This is a genomic window from Pseudomonas sp. H3_D04, assembly GCF_054669175.1.
Genome location: NZ_CP162801.1, coordinates 2,356,392 through 2,374,992, shown reverse-complemented (window position 1 = coordinate 2,374,992; position 18,601 = coordinate 2,356,392). Strand labels below are relative to the sequence as shown.

Below are 18,601 nucleotides of genomic sequence, written 5' to 3'. Positions count from 1 at the left end.
GCATTCGCGAGCAGGCTCGCTCCTACAGGGGTGATGCTGTTCAACCAGTGACGGTTATGCGGTGAAACGGACGCCGGGCCTGGCGCGCTCGTCGACGCTCAACTCGAACACATCCGGGCGCGCGTAGTGACCGACCACGTCGTAGTCATAACGCGCGCGGACCAGGTCGTCGGTGTCGATTTCGGCGGTGAGCAACCCGGCCCCGTCACGCAACGGCCCCGCCAGAATGTCGCCCATGGGCCCGACGATCACACTGCCGCCCGCAATCAGCGGTCGATCCGCCGGCCAGTTGGCAATCTCCACGCCCAGGGCTTGCGGTGAATCCTGAACCTGGCAAGCGCTGACCACAAAACAACGGCCTTCATGGGCGATGTGGCGCATGCTGACCTGCCACATCTCGCGCTCATCCACGGTCGGCGCGCACCAGACCTCGATGCCCTTGGCGTACATCGCGGTGCGCAGCAGCGGCATCATGTTTTCCCAGCACACCACCGCGCCGATTCGCCCGACCTGGCTGTCGATCACCGGCAACGTCGAGCCATCGCCCTTGCCCCAGATCAATCGCTCAGTGCCCGTGGGCATCAGTTTGCGGTGCTTGGCGACCAGGCCGGCCTGCGGATCGAAATACAGCGCCGTGCAATGCAACGTGCTCCCGGCGCGCTCGATCACGCCGATGACCAGGTTGGCCCCGGTGCGCGCCGACAACCCGGCCAGGGCGTCGGTTTCGGCCCCGGGCACGTCGATGGCGTGGGCAAAATAGCGGGCAAACGCTTCGCGACCTTCCGGCAGTCGGTAGCCCAGCTGAGTGCCGAACGTCTCGCCTTTGGGATAACCCCCGAGCAACGCTTCGGGCATCACCACCAGCGCGGCGCCGGATTCGATAATCGCGTTTTCCCAGGCAAGAATCTGTTCCAGGGTCTCGGTCTTGCCGCCGGGCAAGGCGCCGATTTGCAACGCTGCGACAATGGATTTTGGCATGGCGATCTCTCCGAAAGCGTTGAGGTGTTGCCCATTCTCATGCGCCACGGGATCATGAATAAAGCCCGACTCACTGCTGAATGATATGAGCCAAATGAATATCGCCACTGTTGACCTCAATCTGCTCAAAGTTTTCGAAGCGCTGCATGAAGAGTCCAGCGCCAGCCGTGCGGCGTTGCGCCTGGGCGTGACGCAATCGGCCGTCAGCGCGGCGTTGCGGCGACTGCGCGAGCTGTATGGCGATCAATTGTTCGTGCGCACCGGCCGTGGCCTGGCACCGACGCTCAAGGCCAATCAGTTAAAACCGGTGGTGAGCGATGCGCTGAACAAATGCCGTCAGAGCCTGGCAATGGTCGATCCGGCAGCCAATCATTACGACGGGCGCTCGGTCACGGTGGGGTTATCGGATGATTTCGAGGTGGCCTACGGCCGGCGATTGATCGAGGCCATTGCGCGCAGCGCGCCGAAGTTGCGCCTGATTTTTCGGCAAACCCACAGCCAGATCGTCGCCCAGGCATTGATGGAACGCAGCATTGATCTGGCGATCACCGCGGGTGGGTTCAGCGAGCGGTTGCTCAGTCGTCAGGTGCTGGGTGAAGGCGGTTATCTGTGCCTGGTGGATCCGCTCAGCCTGACCCCGGGGCAACAGAGTCTCACGCTAGAGGAGTTCGTCGCCCGCGAGCACATTCTGGTGTCGTCCGGCGGCTTTATCGGGATCACCGATGAGGGGCTGGCGGCGCTGGGGCTGAGTCGGCGGGTATGCGCCTCGACCACCCACTTTGCGGCGTTGCCACACTTGCTCAAGGGCAGTCAGGCGGTGGCGACCATTCCGGCCCACGCCGCTCAAAGCATCGCGACGCTCTGCGGTCTGGCGCTGCTGCCCTGCCCTTTGGCGTTACCGCGCTACCCGATCGAACTGGGCTGGCGCACCAGCACGCAGCTCGATCCGGTGGTGTTGAAAGTGCGCGAGGCCATTGTCGCGAGTTTTGCGTGAAGGCAGGCCTTACTTGGCGGCCATCAAGCGATTCACTTCACTGCGCACCATATTGGCGAATTCCGGGGGCGACATGGCATCAAGTTCGGCGCGAACCCATTCAGCCCATTTGCCTTTGCGCTTGGCGCGTTCGCCAAACAACCGCGCGGCCTCGCCCTTGGATTTGCCAAGGTTGCTTTGCCAGAGGTCGAACAGACGGGATTTCTCATCTTCAAGCGCTGCGCGCTCAGCCAGGGGTTTGTCGGCCAGATTGAAGCTCATGGGAGTTACCTGCTGCGTAAAATAGGCAACATCTTACACTGTAGGACGAAATATCCGACTCGGGATTTTTCCTTGGCGTACAGTCAATACGCAAAGTCGCTGCAACTTTTTCAGTTGCCGCAGACTCCATTGTTCACTGCCCATTTACCTGCAAGGAGTACCCAATGGCCCGGAAAACCGCCGCACAAACCGCCGAAGACCAGATCAAGGATCAGGCATTCAGCGAACTTCAGGCACTGATCGAAGAATCGGAAAAACTGCTCAAAAGCAGCGCTTCTCTGGTGGGTGAGGAAGCCGAGACCCTTCGCGGGCAAATCTCTCAGAAACTCCAGCAGGCCCGGGACTCGGTCACCAGTGTTCGTGACCGCACCAAACCGGTGGTCGACGCGACAGAGACCTACATCGGTGGCCATCCATGGCAAACCGTGGCCATCTCCGCCGGGTTCGGCCTGGTGGTCGGGTTGCTGCTGGGCCGCCATTAACAGAAACACATCGAACCTGTAGGGGCCAGGCTTGCTGGCGAAGGCGATTTCAAATGCGCCTTCGCCGGCAAGCCTGGCTTCTACAAAAAACGTTTCAGAGCCCTGCCAGTTCTCGCAGGTTTGCCAACGTCTGAGCGTTCAGCTGAATGCCTTGAGCGTTGGACTGAGCTCGCTGGTGGTGACGTCGATCACCCGGCAGGCGCTTGAGCCCTACGCTGTGCATCTGACGCACCAGTTCCTGGCTGCGTTCGGCGAAATTCTGCCCGGCGGCCTTGCTCGGATCGATCACGATCAGCAGTTGGCCGGTCCATGGCGTTTTGGCTCCCGGATGGTTCTTCCAGTCGAACTCGAAGGAGAAATTGCCGCCGGTCAGGGCCGCCGCCAACAATTCGACCATCATCGACAGCGCTGAACCTTTGTGCCCACCAAACGGCAGCAGCGCGCCCCCCTCCAGAATCGCCTTCGGATCCTCAGTCGGCTGGCCAAGGCTGTCCACGCCCATGCCTGCCGGCAAGCGTTCACCTTTTTGCGCGGCAATCTGCACATCGCCATGGGCGATGGCGCTGGTGGCCAGGTCAAAGACAATCGGCTCACCGTCAGCCCGGGGTGCGGCGAAGGCGATCGGGTTGGTGCCGAACAGCGGCCGGTCGGCGCCGTGGGGCACCACGCACGTCATGCTGTTCACTACGCTCAGCGCCACCAGCCCTTCATAGGCAAACGGCTCGACATCCGGCCACAGTGCCGCGAAATGATGGGAGTTGCGGATCGCCAACACCGCAATCCCGGCGCTGCGGGCCTTTTCCACCAGCAGAGCCCGGGCGGCCGCAAGCGCGGGTTGGGCAAAACCGTTAGCCGCGTCGACCCGGACAAACCCCGAGGCGACGTCCTCGACCACGGGCACGGCCTGGCCGTTGACCCAGCCGCTCTTGAGTGTCGAGACATAACCTGGAATACGAAACACGCCATGGCTGTGGGCGCCATCGCGTTCAGCGCCGGCGCAGTTCAGCGCCAGGGTCTTGGCGACATCGGCGGAGGTGCCATGGCGCAGGAAAATTTGCTCAAGCAATACAACAAGCGCGTCGAAATCGAGCGATGGGGTGGTCGAACTGACGGCCACTTCGGGCGTTGCGGTCATCTGAAGCTCCAGTTTTATTATTGAATACGGGCACCAGGGGAAACGAGGTTGCTCGGCAACCAACAGCAGACGTCGATTAAGCGCTGTTGTACCGGCGTCCTGTCAAGTCTCGAGCACCTGATCGGCTCAAGCAATATGTACCGCACCGAAGCCCTCCGCTGACCTTAATGTTTTTCCTCAACCAATAGCCTGCGATGGCCACTGATCGCAGCCAATGAGGAACATCCATGACCACCCCCGCTGAGCCCTATTTTTTCGACGAGGCTGAACGCGCATCCAATGCCAGACAACCCGGTGAGCGCGAAAACACGCTGAACTTCACCCTCGACGACCTGAAATGGCTGAAGCACGTGTATTTGGCCACCCACGCTGCTCGCGTCGCGCAAAAAGAGCCCATGCAGGCCTGCCAACTGTTGTTGAAAGTAACCGGCAAAACAGACATTCCATTGGCCGGAGCCTTTGCCCTGAGCCGGCCCGAAAATGGAGAGGTCATCCTTTACACACCGTGGAAAGGCTTGATCAAGTTTGCCGATTTGGCCGACCTCAAAAGCAAACTCAAGGAATGGCTGACGCAGGCCACAGGCAAACGCGAGCTGTTGCGCTTTCTCTCCATCGAACAACGCAGCGCTTTACCCGCCGCCACCGTTCCCGACATTGCCACGAAAGACATCGAAGGCGCGGTGTTCCAGGACCAGCAACTGACCCTCGATCACAATCAGGAACAGAACATCAAAGCGATGAAGGCTGAGCTGCTGAAGACGCCAACCCTGCAATCGATGCTCGATGACACCCTCAAGCACGCGTTGCACAAGGCATTTCCCGCGCTGGACCAGCGTCTGACCCGGCTCAAGAGTTTCGTGAAGACCGTTTCAGCCTTCGACGGCAACGAAGACCTGCACACAATTTCCTCGATCCCTTTGAGCGATGCACTTCTGCACTTCTATCTGACCAACCAGTGGCCCACCGGCGATTCAAGAGTCTTCGCCAATCCCGAGCACAGCGTCAGCAACGACGCGGATAACCTGACGTGGGAAAGCGCGGTGAAAGAAATCGCGCAGAGCTTCACGCCGCACTTGCACAGCCTGCTCGCCTTGTTCTGGAACACATCCATGAGCACAGGCCTTTCACGCTTGGCGTTTTTCACCGAGGGCCTGCGTGACACCTTTCACCTGAAACTGCTGCACCAGCGCCAGAACGGTGGTTTGACCACGCAGGAATACCTGCGACTGATGAACGTCAGCCTCCCGCCTGACGCGCACGACCCTCTTCGCATCGAGAAAATACGAGTGACCGCACCCTTCAGGCATTTTGCGGAGCTGGCCTCGACCTTGATGATCGGAGGCACCAACACCCTGGGTTTTCTGTACTCCCCTTCCCGAGGCATCGAAGCGACGAACAATCTGCCGGCAGTCAAAAATATCGTGCTGGAGATGATGAAAACCGAAGGGCATGAAGACACCTTGCTCAACTTCATGTCGCTGGACGAACGCGCCACCTTTCTTGCTTTGGAGCCGGTTGAGCGCGTGATTGAGGGCAAACCGATCGTTGGTCCGGTGTTCAATCACTTGATGGCCGACATCCTCGGCAAGCAACGGGACAACCTGTCTCATGCGCTGAGCCGCTTGCGCGAAAGTGAAGGTACGCTCGACCCCCATGCCTTGCTCGACAGCGCACTGGATGTCCGGGGGTTGATCGATGACCGTCTGCTGGCCTCCGACCCTTCAGGACGCTGGAGTACACGCGTGGATCGGCGCCTTGGCGCGCAACCGGCCACCGTCCGCGCCGAGTCGGCCAGGGAGGAGTTGGCGCGGCTCGATTCCGTCGAACAGGCGCTCGATCAACTTCTGGATAAACACCCGGCCATCTCCACGGCAACCCGCTCGATCACTGACGCTGAGCGCGTCCTGAGTGACTCCGTGGCCAGCTTGCAATCGACGTTTTCTCATACGTTGTCAACGGCATTGCGCAGTGAACTGAAGCTGCGTGCCGTCACCCGCACCTTGAGTACAACGGAGCAGGCAATCATCAAAACCGTGCTCGACAGCCCGATACACCTGCAGCGAGCGGCATTGAACGGCTTTCTGCCGGACGTGTTTTCCCTGGCGCTCAAGGCCGGCGATGCAGCGGATCCGTTGAAGCTGGCCAGCTGTTTTGTCCTGACTGAACGAGGCGGCCAGGATCCGGTGCATTCGGGCAAGGCGATTGTGTGGACGCCTGCGTTGGGGTTTGAAGCGTTCAAAGGGCTGACGCCGTTGCTGACCGAACTCGGTCGACGCCTCGCCGACGTCAACCATCGCTCAATGCTGCTGGAGAACCTTGGTCGCAGCGAGCGTTTGCCTGGCCGGACTTACACGTTGGCGCCTCTGCAGCGGGTCTATGGGCATTTTCTTGATTATCTGCAAAAACCTTATGTGCACCTCGATGAGCCGTGCCTGACCGATGCGCTGGCAACAAAGCTCTCCGCGACGCCACTGACCCATCTCCTGGATCTTGTCTCGCTGCGTAAACCGATGACAGGGCTTGACCGTCCGATGGACATTGCACAATCCCTGACCACCCGGCAAAAACTGCCGGCATGGCTGGCCCAGGCATCCGTCAAAGAGCTGATTGTGCATGCCGAGCTGCTTCAGCAATACGTCGATAATGTGAAAGACGACCAGGATTACCTGACCGGCCTGCGGTCACTGCAACGCACGGCGCACCATGGCCTTGAAAAACAACTCAAGGCGGACGGCTTCAACATCGACCCTGACACGGTCCGGGTGCAAATCAACGCCCGCCCGACATCCACGGCCCACACCCAAACCCTGACCGACTTTGCCTTGACTCATCTCAAGTCGCTGGACCCACTCCATTTCAAACTGGTATCGCTTGATAGCACCGTGATTCCCGAGGGGATGAACGAGCGCTACATCAAAGAGCTGATCCGCAACCTGAAACCGGGCGACCATCAACAGAAAATAGTGAACGACGCCCTGGCCGACACCCCGGCAAACGCAGAGCGCCGCAAGCGCTTCTACACACAATTGCCCTGGCAATTAATGCATTACGCCCACGCGGAAAAACTTCAGGAGCGCCTGAGCGAGACCGGGTTTGATCTGATCCGGCAAGTCATGGACATGCCCGACGCCCTCGCCCGCGCGGCGGTCGACGGTGCCCACGCAATCATCCGTCCGCTTGAGTTCCTGGGTATCAGGCAGGCCCAATCGATCAAAGTGCCCGGTGTCTATCTGATCGGCTCGACGGCGGATCGCACTGGACCGCAGGTGCTGATTGCGCCTCACAGCCCTGGGCACGGAGTGAAGGAATATGAAAACGAAGCCCAGCTGCTGACAGAACTGGAGACCCGCGGACCGCTGCTCGACTGGCTACTCCTGAATCTGCAGAACCCTGACCGGACGTTACTGGAAACCCGGATGGCGACCCCCCATCACCGCGTTGCCAGAGCCGCGTCGTCGAACATCACCACGCTGGCTTCCCATCCGATCAAGGGGAACCTGTTCAAACACCTGCTCAATGACAACGTCGCCTTGCTGGGCCGATTGCTCGGTTGCCAGTCCGATGAGCGAAAACAAGGCGAATGGGCAACCATCAAGCATGTGCTGGGCGAAGACCTGCACGAGGCCTATACATTTTTCATGGGCAAGCTCGCCTACCCGGAGACGGTGTGGCGCAGTTACCGCGACATCAAGCAATCTGCCGAAGACCTGCAAACCCATCGGTGGGGAGCCGCCGTAAAAGCGTTCATCAGCGGCGTGGCCGAACTTTCCACGCTGCGCCAGACACTGGGGGATTCAACGCTGCTGTCGTCGGCACCGGCCCTACCGGCACCGGAAAAACCCGATACCCGGCTCAAATGGCAGGACATCGATGTCACGGGACCCGAACGCACGAAACTCGCGCGCCACGAAAGCATGAACGTTGATCTGGGTTCGCTGACTTCAGACGCCACGCTTGGGCTCTACACCCACCCAACGACAAAACAACACTACGGGCCGGTTGAAGGAAAGGTGTATCCGGTCATCAAGCGCGGCAGCCGCTGGCGCATCGGCGACACACGCGAGCTGGGCCCTCATCTGCGCCAGAACGAATCGAAGCAATGGTTGCTTGATGGACGAGAGTCGGCGCCTCGCTTCAGTCTGTTCGGACGCCTGGAGACTGCGAGATCGGTGTTTGATGGCATGAACGTCGATGCCTCGGGCATGTCCCGTATCCGACGATTGTTTCCACAGAAGGCCCGTCAGATTGACGAAGCGATGGACCTGGCAACGACCTACGCCTGGAACAGCTACCGAAACCTGCAACAACTCAAGTCCTCCGACGACACCGTCACGCCCGTGCATCAGCTCATCATGGATTTCCTCGGTGTGCAGCATGTGCTGCCCGCGCATGTCGAGCAGCTTGAAAAAGTCATTGGCGACGTTTTCGCAGCGCTGCTGGAGCCGTCACTGAGAAAACCGAAGTCCAGTCGTTTTGCCGTCGGCAGGCTGACCGAAGACGCCCAAAACACGTTTGCCTTCATTGTGGCCAAAGACAAAAACCGCAGAATTCACCTTGCAGAAAGATTCTTCGACCTTAGATTCGATCACTACCGTCAACACCTGACCGACGCGGCCTTCCCGATCGACACCCATGCACGGGCGGTGACGTTGATACATGAGTTGTCGCACATGGCCTGTCAAACCGAGGACATTTCCTATCTCGATCCCGGCAGGCCGTTCACCGACCTGATTGGAACAGCCACCCCGCTGGCCACAGAGCTCAAACGTGCGTTGACCCACGTGCAGAAAACGGCGCTTTCGATCCAGACCCCTTATACCCGGCTGTTCATGACCCAGGATCCTGATACCGGTGAGTGGGAAGATCTGGGCAGTAACTCCGACAAGGAATCCGATCGGGTGAAGGACCATATCCTGGCATTGACTGGCGCAGAAAACCTCAGCGGAGCCCGCGAAACGTTCAAGAAAAACCCGCTGGTCAGGCTGACCGTACAGTTGGGCAACGCCGACAGTGTGGCCTGGCTGGTCAGTCATCTGGGCCGTGAACTGCACGTCAGTACGCCCTGATGTCAAAAATAATTCTCATTTGATGGTTAATTGCCATGACGGCTGTTCTCGCAGACTTCCCCTCAAGGTTAGAATGCACGAAATCAGGATGAGTCAATGACCGACAATTCTCTCTCGCAAGCCGAATATGACGCCATCACCGATGCCGCTGCGCACTGGTGCATGCGTCTGCACGCCGTCGACTGCACCGCCGAAGAGCGGATCGCCTTCGAACATTGGCGTGATGTTCATCCGCTGCATGCGTTCGAGTACGAAGCCATGCTCGAGATCTGGGAAGTCGCGGGGGATTTGCCGCGTCCCGAAGCCGTTACATCGGTAGCTCGCTTCAAACAGGCCGCTCCTTGGCGCACGGTCGGCATTGCCGCCGCCGTGTGCGCCTTGGCGTTGCCGCTGGCGGCGTACAGCGGCTGGAACATGGGCTGGCTACCGAATTCGTATCAGCATTTCGAAGCGAGTGACACGGTCCGTCAGGTCACCCTGAGCGATGGCAGCCAAGTGGAGCTGAACCTCGGCAGCGAACTGATCTTCAGCAACTACAAGGATCAGCGCCGGGTCACGCTGGAAAAAGGCGAGGCCTTCTTCAGCGTCAGCCACGATCTGGCCCACCCTTTTGTTGTCAGGGCAGCGGACGGCAGGATTCGCGTCACCGGGACCAAGTTCAACGTCTGGATGTACGAGGATCAGGTACGCGTGAACCTGATTGAAGGCTCGGTGCTGGTGAGCAGCAACGATGACCTTCCAGGGGATGGCTTGCGCCTGGGGCCGGCGATGCAGGCGCGTTATAAACACGGCGACTTCACGCCGCAGATCAATCAGACCTACCCCAACGACAATTCCCTGGCGTGGCGCAGTGGCAAACTGGTGATCGATGATCTGGCGCTGAACGATGCCCTGCCGTTGATCAACCGTTACCTGAGCAAACCGGTCATGGTCGCTGACCACAGCACCGGCACGATTCGCCTGGGTGGCATCTACAACATCAAGGAATTGAACAGCCTGGTGGCGTCCCTGCCCAAGGTGCTGCCGGTCTACCTGACCCGTAACAAGGAAGGTAATCCGGTACTCAATTCGATCCCGCAACAAACCCCTAAAAGCTGAAAAGGCCGCAACCCTCAAGGGGGTGCGGCCTTTTTTACTGCTTGAATCGCCCTCTTACTGAGCGGCGACCTTCCCGGCTTTTTCATCCTGCTCGCGGATCGTCTGCGCCTGATACTGCGGATCTGAGGTTATCTGCTGCTCGGTAAACGGCAGCGGGCTCAACTGCTTCTTCGAAAAGGCAACGGTCTGATCCCGTGAGTACTTCGACGTCGGGTCGCTGGACAACGAGAAAGCCAGCAGGCCTTGGGCGTGCGGCCCCTTGTCATCAAAGGTCACCACTTGCAAATAGCTGGTGCCGCTGATGACTTCAAGTTTGCCGTCGGTTCTCGGAACACTCTGGATGGCGTTGTACACGCCAAGCGTGCCGGGTCCGCCGTGGACCGGCGTCTGTTGTCCGCCGCTGCTGACCACCTGAATATCACCCCAACGGCTGTCATCCTTGAGCCCCAGTTTTTCCACCTGTTCCACCGACGCCAGCATCGCCTCGCGAATCGCCTGGGTGACCTGCGAATTATCGAGCGCCAGGCCACGGGGCGTGTGCTGCGGATCTTTCGGGTCGAACGCCACTCGCCAGATGTCCGGGACTTGCTGCAACGGTTCCATGACATTCTGGAAGTGTACAAAGCCGAGTCCGCTGTCCAGATTCGCACTGCGGTCCCAGGTCTTCAGGCTCGCGCACATCGGAGCGAGCGTTGCTGCATCGGAACCCACATCGTTGGCGCAAAATTGCAGCAGGTCCGGCATCACTTGCCCGGCCTGGTACACCTGATCGTCCATCACCATCCGTTGCAGATCCGCCGCGGAGATCGGACCGGCCTTGCTCAGCGTGCTCAACCGGTCCAGAGCGAACCGCGAGCGCAGCCCCAGCGGCTGGTTTTCCTGACTGATCAGGGGCGAGAAGCCGGTGAGCGGTTGCGCCGGGTTGGCCATCCACGCCGAATCGTTGGAGTGTTGGACGTAGTCCCTGCGTTGCAGTTGCGGCAACTTGTCCGCCGCATAAATGCCTTTTTGCGCGGCGTTCGGGTCGATGTCCCAGGCACAGGCGCTGTTTGAACCATCGAGCACGATCAACTGCAACCCGACACGCGGGTCGCTGCACTTGGCGAGTTTGTCGGCACTGACGTTCGGCACCACCGACAGGTTCATGTATAGCGTCTGCCCCTGATCATCCACCGCCAGGGTATTGACCCACGGGATACCCTGAATCTTGTGGACCGAGGCCTGTAGATCCTTGAGGCTGGAGGCCTGGTTCATGGCGTACCACTGCTGCAACACCCGGTCGTTTTCCAGGTTGGCATCGCGCAGGCTGTAGGCGTACTGATTGTCCCAGTCGAGTTTTCCGGGCCACTGCACGATCGGACCGAACTGCGAGCTGTAGACCACATGGGACACCGCTTTGGTCTGGCCGTCGGGCTGTTTCACGTTCACCGTCACGGTCTGCTTGCTCATCGGCAGCGACTGGCCGTCGAGCAGATAACGGGTCGAATCCTTGGGATCAAGTTGCAGGCGATACAGGGTGAAGTGCTTGGACGTGTCCACCGTATGGGTCCACGCCAGGTGTTGGTTAAAACCGATATTGATCATCGGCAACCCCGGCAACGCCGCGCCCATCACGTCCAGCTTGCCGGGAATGGTCAGGTGCATCTGGTAGAAGCGCATCCCGCCAATCCACGGGAAATGCGGGTTGGCCAGCAACATCCCACGGCCGTTGAACGAACGTTCGCTGCCGACCGCCACCGCGTTGCTGCCGCGATCCAGCGCGAACCGCTGCATGCGCGTGGCCGCCAGCTGAAACGACGCCCCTTCGCCCGCGGCCTGAGCAACGGCCTTGGGTGGCGTCGCCCCCGCCAGCGCTTCGGCGAATTGCCCTACGCCACCTTCGACCAACAGGCGGCGGGTCAACTTGACCAGGTCCTGCGAGGTGATGTCGCGCACCCATTCGCCCTGGCACTGCTGCGGCAAACCCTGTGCACGACGCTCGGTCAGCGAGCGGTTGTATCCGGCCACATAACCCTCGACCAGATCACGCACTGGCTGAGTTTGCGCCTTCCAGAACCCGGCGACGGCTTCTGGGGTATTGAGCCAGGTGAAGAACAGGTCGCTGACCTGGTTCTCGCGCTCCTCGACCGTCAGCTGATCCGGGCCGAAATAGCGTGAGCGCTCGCCATTGACGGTGACAATCTCATTGGCCAGCAAGCACAGATTGTCCTGCGCATAGGCGTAACCGATGCCATAACCGAGTCCACGCTCGTCTTCGGCACGAATATGCGGCACACCAAAACTGGTGCGGCGAATGTCGGCGCTGGCCTGCTCCGGCGCATTGCGTGCATTTGCCGCAAGACTCAGCCCTACCAACATGCCCGCAAGGCTCAACCTGGTAAATTGCCTGGAAATAATCACGCTCGCTCCTGATCGAAAAGACAAACACCCTGCGTCAAACACGCATCGCGCCTTCCCCTAGGAACGAAACCCACGACAAAAATTTAGGCCCTGAAAGGCGCTTTAACCAGCCTGCTCACAGGACGCTGACGTGACGGTGACGAATTTTCTACATTCGATCCTTCATTATTTGCCGTGCTCATACGTCTTATTGAATGAGAGCACCCATCACATTTCCTGGCCGGCTCGGAAAAGGAGTTTTTGCATGTACAACTCGCAACTGCCAACGGACGGTAGTCACGCGCCCAAGCGTTCAGCCATGGACTCCGGGGTCTTCAGTCAACGAGGCGAGCGTAATGGTAACGAGCGGATCAGATTGCTGCTCAAAAGCTTCGGCCTGCGAACCAGCCTGATTCGCCTCAAGGTCATCGACGCCTTGCTGACCGCCGCCGAAAGCGAGCGCAGCCTGGGCGTGCGAGGCGTGCACGGCCATTTGCTGGACCTGGATATTCCCCTGTCCTTTCTGAGTGTGCGAGAAGTGTTGAAACGCTTGTGCAGCGAAGGCGTGATCACCCTCAATGCCGACAAAAGCTACAGCCTGCATCCGCACGCTGTAGCCATGCTCCATCGCGACTGATCAGGTCAAGGTGCGTCGCTCAAGGCTTGACCTTGCGACGCATCACACCATTGACCACCACCACGATCACCGCGACGCCGATGGCGATGTACTGAAACAGCTTCTCACTGATGACGCCTGCGTTTTGCAGATACGAAAGGCCGAACATGATCCCCAACACCACCAGGGAGATCAGAATCGAGTATTTCAAACGTTGCGACTGAGTCATTGCGAATTCCTGAACCTGAAAAATGTGTCCGGTTTGTATCCGAAAGCATGCCAAGCCCCTACCTTTGTGCAGGAATGGGACGCTGCAAACGGGGTCTCATGTTACAGCCGATGAAGAGATTTGGCTTTATTACGGCGATAACCATGAGGATTTTCAAATGTTCCGTCGAATCACACGGCTGATTCCCCTGCTCGCGCTGCTGATGCTGAGCGGCTGCATCGTTTTCCCCCACGGTGGCCGGCACGGCGACCACCATTACGATCGCGGTGGACCGGGTTATTACCAGCATCGATAACGTATGACGCGTAAGTAATTGAACACCCGCTTGTAAGAAAAGTGGATATTCCGTGATTGCTGAACCAATGCCCGCCCCGTTGCGGGCATTTTTCGTACATACACTTTCCCTTCTTTTTTTACTGCCCTCCCCCCATCGAAACCTGGCGAAAACTATTGAAGCTTTCAGTCTTAATAGTCCGTTTGAGGTATTCATACCCGCTTGATTAATCTTGGCGCATCGCAATAAGACCCACTATTTAACTTCACGAAGAAGAACAGGGATGCCATGCACAAACCGCTCATAAATATTAGCCCCTATCAGGTGTTCGGCTTTTGCCTTGCCATTACTTTTTTTGAACTTCTGACGTATATGGCCAGCGACATGATCATGCCCGCCATGTTGACCGTCACTCATGATCTGAATGCCAGCGGGAGACATGTCCCCTACGCCTTCAATCTTTATCTGGCGGGCGGCATTCTTCTGCAATGGCTTATTGGTCCGCTGTCGGATCAGTTCGGTCGCCGACCGATGTTGCTCATCGGTTGCGGTTTATTCGCCCTGTCCTGTGCCGCCGCGTTCAGCGTGCACAGCATTTATGCGTTCAACGGCTTGCGGGTGATTCAGGGCATGGGGCTGGGATTTGTCATCGCGGTCAGCTATCCAGCCTTGCAAGAAGTGTTCTGCGAAGCCGACGCAGTAAAAATCATGGCGTTGCTGGGCAACGTTGCATTGCTCTCTCCGCTGCTGGGGCCGTTGCTCGGTAGCCTGCTGCTGGAGTGGTTGTCCTGGCGGCAGCTGTTTTTACTGCTGGGTATCGGCGGCCTGTTGGTCTGGCTCGGGCTTTACCTGTTCATGCCGGAAACCGTGGGTACCTCGCGTCATGACGGTCAGCGACTGGCGGCGGTGCCGTTCGAATGTCGCGGCACCGTGCGCCGTTATGCCGCGTTGCTCGGCAACCCGCGATTCCTCAGCGCCTCGGTCGCGCTGGGGGTCATGAGCCTGCCCTTGATTGCGTGGATCGGGCTGGCCCCGCTCCTGCTGATTCACAATCAGGGACTTTCACCCTTGCAGTACGGCCTGTGGCAGATCCCGGTGTTTGCGGCCGTCATTCTCGGCAACCTGATACTCAATCGATTGATCGCCGACACTGAATTGCCGCAACTGATTCGATACGCGTTGTGGCCGTTTTGCGGCGGACTCCTCACCTTGCTCGCCAGCAGTTTCTACGGGGCGTCTACGCCTTTGCTCATCAGCTCCCTGGCCGTTTATGCCATCGGCCTTGGCATGAGCAACGCCGCCCTGTACCGGCTCGCGCTGTTTTCAAGCGACGACAGCAAAGGCCTGGTCTCGGCCATGATCGGCATGATCTCGATCGCCGTCATGGGCGGCGGCGGCTCGCTGATTGCGGCGGCCGGTGCCGGTGACAACCACGAATCCTTCGCCCTGATGGCGGCTATTGCAGGGCTCATGTGCCTGCTGCCCTTGCGCCTTTTTCTGCGGCGTTCTCACCTCCCGCTTGCTGCCTGACTCCACCCGAAAGGTCCTTTGATGATCCATTTACCCCACACCGATGCGCTTTGCGCGTTAACGCAACCCTATTGCCTGGATTCCGTGCCTGAAGGCCTGTTCGACCGGGCCATGGGGGAAATCAGCCTGTTTCATTGTCACCACACGCCAGGCTATGAGCGCTGGCTCAACAGCAACGGGCTGGTCGCTCAAGACCTGGCGACATTGGATGACTGGTCAAGACTACCGCCGATTTTCGCTCACTATTTCAAACGTCACCTGTTGTTCGGCCCTACGGGCGAAGGCGCGCTGGAGCTGACATCGTCCGGCACCAGCGGCCAGAAAAGTCGCCTGCGCTATGACCAGCGCAGCATGGCGGCCGCCCAGGGCATGGTGAGCCACATTTTTCGCCATTACGGCTGGGACACTCCGGACAGTCCCTGCAACTACTTGCTACTGAGCTATGAACCCAAGGCTGCGATCACCTTGGGCACTGCCTACACCGACCACTTTCTGTGCAGCTATGCGCCGGTCAACCGCATCGCTTATGGATTGCGCCTGACGGGCAACGGTCACGCGTTCGATGTTTTTGGGGTGATCCGCGCCTTGCAGGAATTCGCCGAAGAAGGATTGCCGGTGCGCATTCTCGGCTTCCCGGCGTTCCTCTCCCACGCGTTGCAGCACATGGAAGACACCGGCGTCGCGGATCTGAAGCTAGCGGCCGAGTCCCTGGTGTTTCTCGGGGGGGTTGGAAAACCCAGGCCGCACAGGAAATTCCTTTGTCGCAGTTGTATCAACGCATCCACCGCCAATTGGGCATCGACCTGTCCCGCTGCCGGGACGGTTACGGCGCTGTCGAGCATGCCGTGCCCTACATCCAGTGTGCTCGGCAGCATTTCCATGTGCCGGTTTATTCGAAGGTCTTCGTGCGCAACCCATCCAGTTTCACTGTTCAACCCTACGGTCAGCGCGGCTTGTTGGAGTTCGTGTCGCCGTACATTTCGTCCAGCCCCGCGCACGCCGTTGTCATGGGCGACCTGGCGACGCTGCACCCCGCTGCCAGCTGCGGATGCGGCTTGCAGACCGACTGGTTTGAACTGCATGGACGCGCCGGCACGACCGCCAGCCGAAGCTGCGCAATGGCCGCATCTGAACTGATTGGAGGGGCGTGACATGTACTTGATCAATGGTGAACTGCGGGACGATATCACCCTCGAGACAGCCCTCGAGCAACTGCATACACAATTGCCACAGCGGTTGAATGCACCGATCGACAGCGACACCGTCATCGACGCAGCGGCTCGATTTGCTCTGCAATTGCAAGCCGGAAGGCTGGATGTGCGCCTCGACAACGATCAACGATTGGGGCTTGTCGACTTCTGCCAACGCAGCCACCTCACCACCAAGCTTGAACGTGAGTTGGGGGTGCAACCGCGTTCGTTACGGCGTATTGATTACCGGCAAGCCTGTTTTGAAAGCTGGCATCCGCTGGGGCTGGTGGTGCACATCACGCCGGGCAATGCGCCGATGCTGGCGTTCTGCGCGGTCCTGGAAAGCCTGTTGGCCGGCAACATCAACTGGCTGCGCCCCAGCTCCAGCGATCAAGGATTGACCGCCCGGTTACTCGCCGCGCTGGTGCATTGCGACACCAGTGGCCAGTTGGCTGATTTCATCGCGGTGCTGCCGGTCAGCACGGCTCAGATAGGGCAACTCTGCACCCGCGCCGATGGCGTCGCCGCCTGGGGTGGTGAAAACGCGCTAAAAGCGATTCGTCAGCAGATCCCGGCCGGGTGTCGCTGGATCGATTGGGGCCACAGGATCAGCTTCGCTTATCTGTCGCCCGAGGCGGCGAGCGATTCGGCGCTGGACGCGCTGGTGGATGAAGTGTGCAGTCTGGATCAGCAAGCATGCTCCAGCCCGCAATGGCTGCTGGTAGACAGCAACGATCCGGCGGTTTTGCTGGACCTGGGTGAACGTCTGGCCAAAGCCTTTACACGTCGATCCTCACATTGGCCGGCGCTGGTTCCTACCGACCAGGAGGCTTCGGAAATCACCACCCGTACCGCGATGGCGAGGCTGGAACACTGCTTTGCGCAGCAGACTGGTCAGGTCTGGACCGGCCCGGGATGGAGGGTCATCTGGGATCACCATCAGACGCTCGCGCCCTCGCCGCTGTTTCGTACACTGCTGCTCAAACCGGTGCCGCAACACTTGATCGCCGAGACGCTATTGCCTTGGCGCACCGTCCTGCAAAGCTGCGTGTTGATGTGTTCTGCGGTGCAGACGCCCGGGTTGGTGCGCTCGCTGGTCAATGCCGGCGTTACGCGTATTGCCCCGTGCGGGCTGATTCATGACGGTTACCCTGGGGAACCCCATGACGGCGTCTACGCGCTGTCGCGCTTCAGTCGCCGCCTCTCGGTGAGTCTGTCGCCTGAGGCCGTGCCTGGCCGGGCAACACTCGACGCGCTGCCAACCGCTGCGGATACACGCCATGAGCCAATCATGGACAAAAACACATTCATGACCCAGCCGATCAACGCCATGGCCCAGCTGTTTTTCCGCTCTGGGGGCAGCAGCGGCACGCCAGCCCTGGCCGGGTTCAGCTATCAGGACTTTCAACGGCAAATGCGCGCGGCGGCAGACGGCCTGTTCGCCGCCGGTCTCGACCCGTCAACGGATCGGGTGATGAACCTGTTTTACGGCGGCAGCCTGTATGGGGGATTCTCCAGCTTCACCAAGGTTCTGGAATTGATGGGCGTTACACATTTCCCCATGGGGGCGCCGCACGATGATGACTTCAGCGAAATGGCCCGAATGATCGTGGATCATCGCATCACCGTGCTGATCGGCATGCCGAGTACGTTACATCGCTTGTTTTTCAACGAACAAAGCCAGCTTCGCGCGTACTCGGGCATCAGCAAAGTGTTCCTCGGCGGCGAGCACCCTGGCCAGGCCAGCCTGCGCCTGATGGAAAGCTGCGGAGTCTCGACGATTCGCTCCGCGATTTATGGCTCGGTCGATGCCGGTCCGCTGGGGCATGCCTGCACGGCAACGACAGGCGGCGTCTTTCATTTGATGTGCGATACCCAGCATCTGGAAATCGTGCATCTCGAACACGATTCTCCGGTGCAAGCCGATGAGATCGGCCGGCTGCTGTTCACCTCTCGGGCCCGGCAAGGCCAGGCCGTGCGCCGGTATGACGTGGGGGACACCGGCCGCTGGATATCCGGAGCCTGCCCTTGCGGGCTCGACTCACCGCGATTCGAATTGCTGCAGCGCCACGGCAAGCTGATACGGATGGGCACGGAATTCATTTCACCGTCGGCGCTGCAGGACAGCCTCGGCCTGCCCGTTCAACTTGTGCTGGACCACGCCTGCGATGGCAGCGAGCGGTTGAAGGTTTTAGTGAACCTGGAGGCCGAAAAGGCGTATGAAAAGTTATTGACCCACGCCGCACTGACCAATGCCGTGAATGCCGCGCTGATCATGGTGGAAGTTCACGAGTGTGCTGAATCCGAATTCACCAAAAACAAACACAGCGGAAAAACACCGTTGGTTATCGACAACAGACATTAAACAT

The 18,601-nt window shown here is 59.4% G+C and carries 13 protein-coding genes and 1 pseudogene; 9 read left to right on the top strand and 5 right to left on the bottom strand.

What is annotated here, in order from left to right; genetic code table 11:
* Positions 1-54: 54 nt before the first annotated feature.
* Positions 55-978, bottom strand: a complete 924-nt coding sequence (locus AB4N91_RS11115) for a carbon-nitrogen hydrolase family protein (protein ID WP_460112443.1) — start codon at positions 976-978, stop codon at positions 55-57.
* An 85-nt stretch (positions 979-1,063) separates the two neighbouring features.
* On the opposite strand from AB4N91_RS11115, the gene AB4N91_RS11110 reads away from it, so the two are divergent.
* Positions 1,064-1,972, top strand: a complete 909-nt coding sequence (locus tag AB4N91_RS11110; RefSeq protein WP_458725262.1) for a LysR family transcriptional regulator — start codon at positions 1,064-1,066, stop codon at positions 1,970-1,972.
* A 9-nt stretch (positions 1,973-1,981) separates the two neighbouring features.
* Here AB4N91_RS11110 and AB4N91_RS11105 read toward each other — a convergent pair whose 3' ends face one another.
* Positions 1,982-2,233 (bottom strand): hypothetical protein, encoded by a 252-nt coding sequence (locus AB4N91_RS11105; protein ID WP_010460650.1) that lies wholly within the window; start codon positions 2,231-2,233, stop codon positions 1,982-1,984.
* Between the two features lie 164 nt (positions 2,234-2,397).
* Here AB4N91_RS11105 and AB4N91_RS11100 point away from each other — a divergent pair, with 164 nt between their 5' ends.
* Complete coding sequence (locus tag AB4N91_RS11100; RefSeq protein ID WP_460112442.1) at positions 2,398-2,715, top strand: ElaB/YgaM/YqjD family protein; 318 nt, start codon at positions 2,398-2,400, stop codon at positions 2,713-2,715.
* 94 nt (positions 2,716-2,809) lie between these two features.
* Here the strand turns inward: AB4N91_RS11100 and AB4N91_RS11095 are convergent, their stop codons facing one another.
* Positions 2,810-3,850, bottom strand: a complete 1,041-nt coding sequence (locus tag AB4N91_RS11095; protein ID WP_083376650.1) for an Ldh family oxidoreductase — start codon at positions 3,848-3,850, stop codon at positions 2,810-2,812.
* Between the two features lie 227 nt (positions 3,851-4,077).
* Between AB4N91_RS11095 and AB4N91_RS11090 the strand changes: the two genes are divergently transcribed.
* On the top strand, positions 4,078-8,916 hold the full coding sequence (locus AB4N91_RS11090) for a dermonecrotic toxin domain-containing protein (protein ID WP_460112441.1): 4,839 nt from the start codon (positions 4,078-4,080) through the stop codon (positions 8,914-8,916).
* Between the two features lie 96 nt (positions 8,917-9,012).
* A complete protein-coding gene (locus AB4N91_RS11085; RefSeq protein WP_460112440.1) occupies positions 9,013-10,014 on the top strand; it encodes a FecR family protein in 1,002 nt (333 codons plus the stop codon).
* Between the two features lie 54 nt (positions 10,015-10,068).
* On the opposite strand, the gene pvdQ is transcribed toward AB4N91_RS11085, so the two are convergent.
* Positions 10,069-12,414, bottom strand: a complete 2,346-nt coding sequence (gene pvdQ, locus AB4N91_RS11080) for a bifunctional acylase PvdQ (RefSeq protein ID WP_460112439.1) — start codon at positions 12,412-12,414, stop codon at positions 10,069-10,071.
* Positions 12,415-12,658: 244 nt separating this feature from the next.
* On the opposite strand from pvdQ, the gene AB4N91_RS11075 reads away from it, so the two are divergent.
* Positions 12,659-13,030, top strand: coding sequence for a hypothetical protein (locus AB4N91_RS11075; RefSeq protein WP_010460662.1), 372 nt, complete (start codon positions 12,659-12,661; stop codon positions 13,028-13,030).
* A 19-nt stretch (positions 13,031-13,049) separates the two neighbouring features.
* On the opposite strand, the gene AB4N91_RS11070 is transcribed toward AB4N91_RS11075, so the two are convergent.
* Positions 13,050-13,238 (bottom strand): hypothetical protein, encoded by a 189-nt coding sequence (locus AB4N91_RS11070; RefSeq protein ID WP_010460665.1) that lies wholly within the window; start codon positions 13,236-13,238, stop codon positions 13,050-13,052.
* Positions 13,239-13,395: 157 nt separating this feature from the next.
* Between AB4N91_RS11070 and AB4N91_RS11065 the strand changes: the two genes are divergently transcribed.
* The 4 genes and pseudogenes from AB4N91_RS11065 (at position 13,396) to AB4N91_RS11050 (ending at position 18,597) form a co-directional block, all read left to right on the top strand.
* Positions 13,396-13,533, top strand: a complete 138-nt coding sequence (locus AB4N91_RS11065) for a hypothetical protein (protein WP_010460667.1) — start codon at positions 13,396-13,398, stop codon at positions 13,531-13,533.
* A gap of 267 nt (positions 13,534-13,800) precedes the next feature.
* A complete protein-coding gene (locus AB4N91_RS11060) occupies positions 13,801-15,042 on the top strand; it encodes an MFS transporter (protein ID WP_460112438.1) in 1,242 nt (413 codons plus the stop codon).
* A 21-nt stretch (positions 15,043-15,063) separates the two neighbouring features.
* Positions 15,064-16,193 (top strand): annotated as a pseudogene (locus tag AB4N91_RS11055) (LuxE/PaaK family acyltransferase).
* A 1-nt stretch (position 16,194) separates the two neighbouring features.
* On the top strand, positions 16,195-18,597 hold the full coding sequence (locus tag AB4N91_RS11050) for an aldehyde dehydrogenase family protein (protein WP_154504819.1): 2,403 nt from the start codon (positions 16,195-16,197) through the stop codon (positions 18,595-18,597).
* The last annotated feature ends 4 nt before the right edge of the window (positions 18,598-18,601 follow it).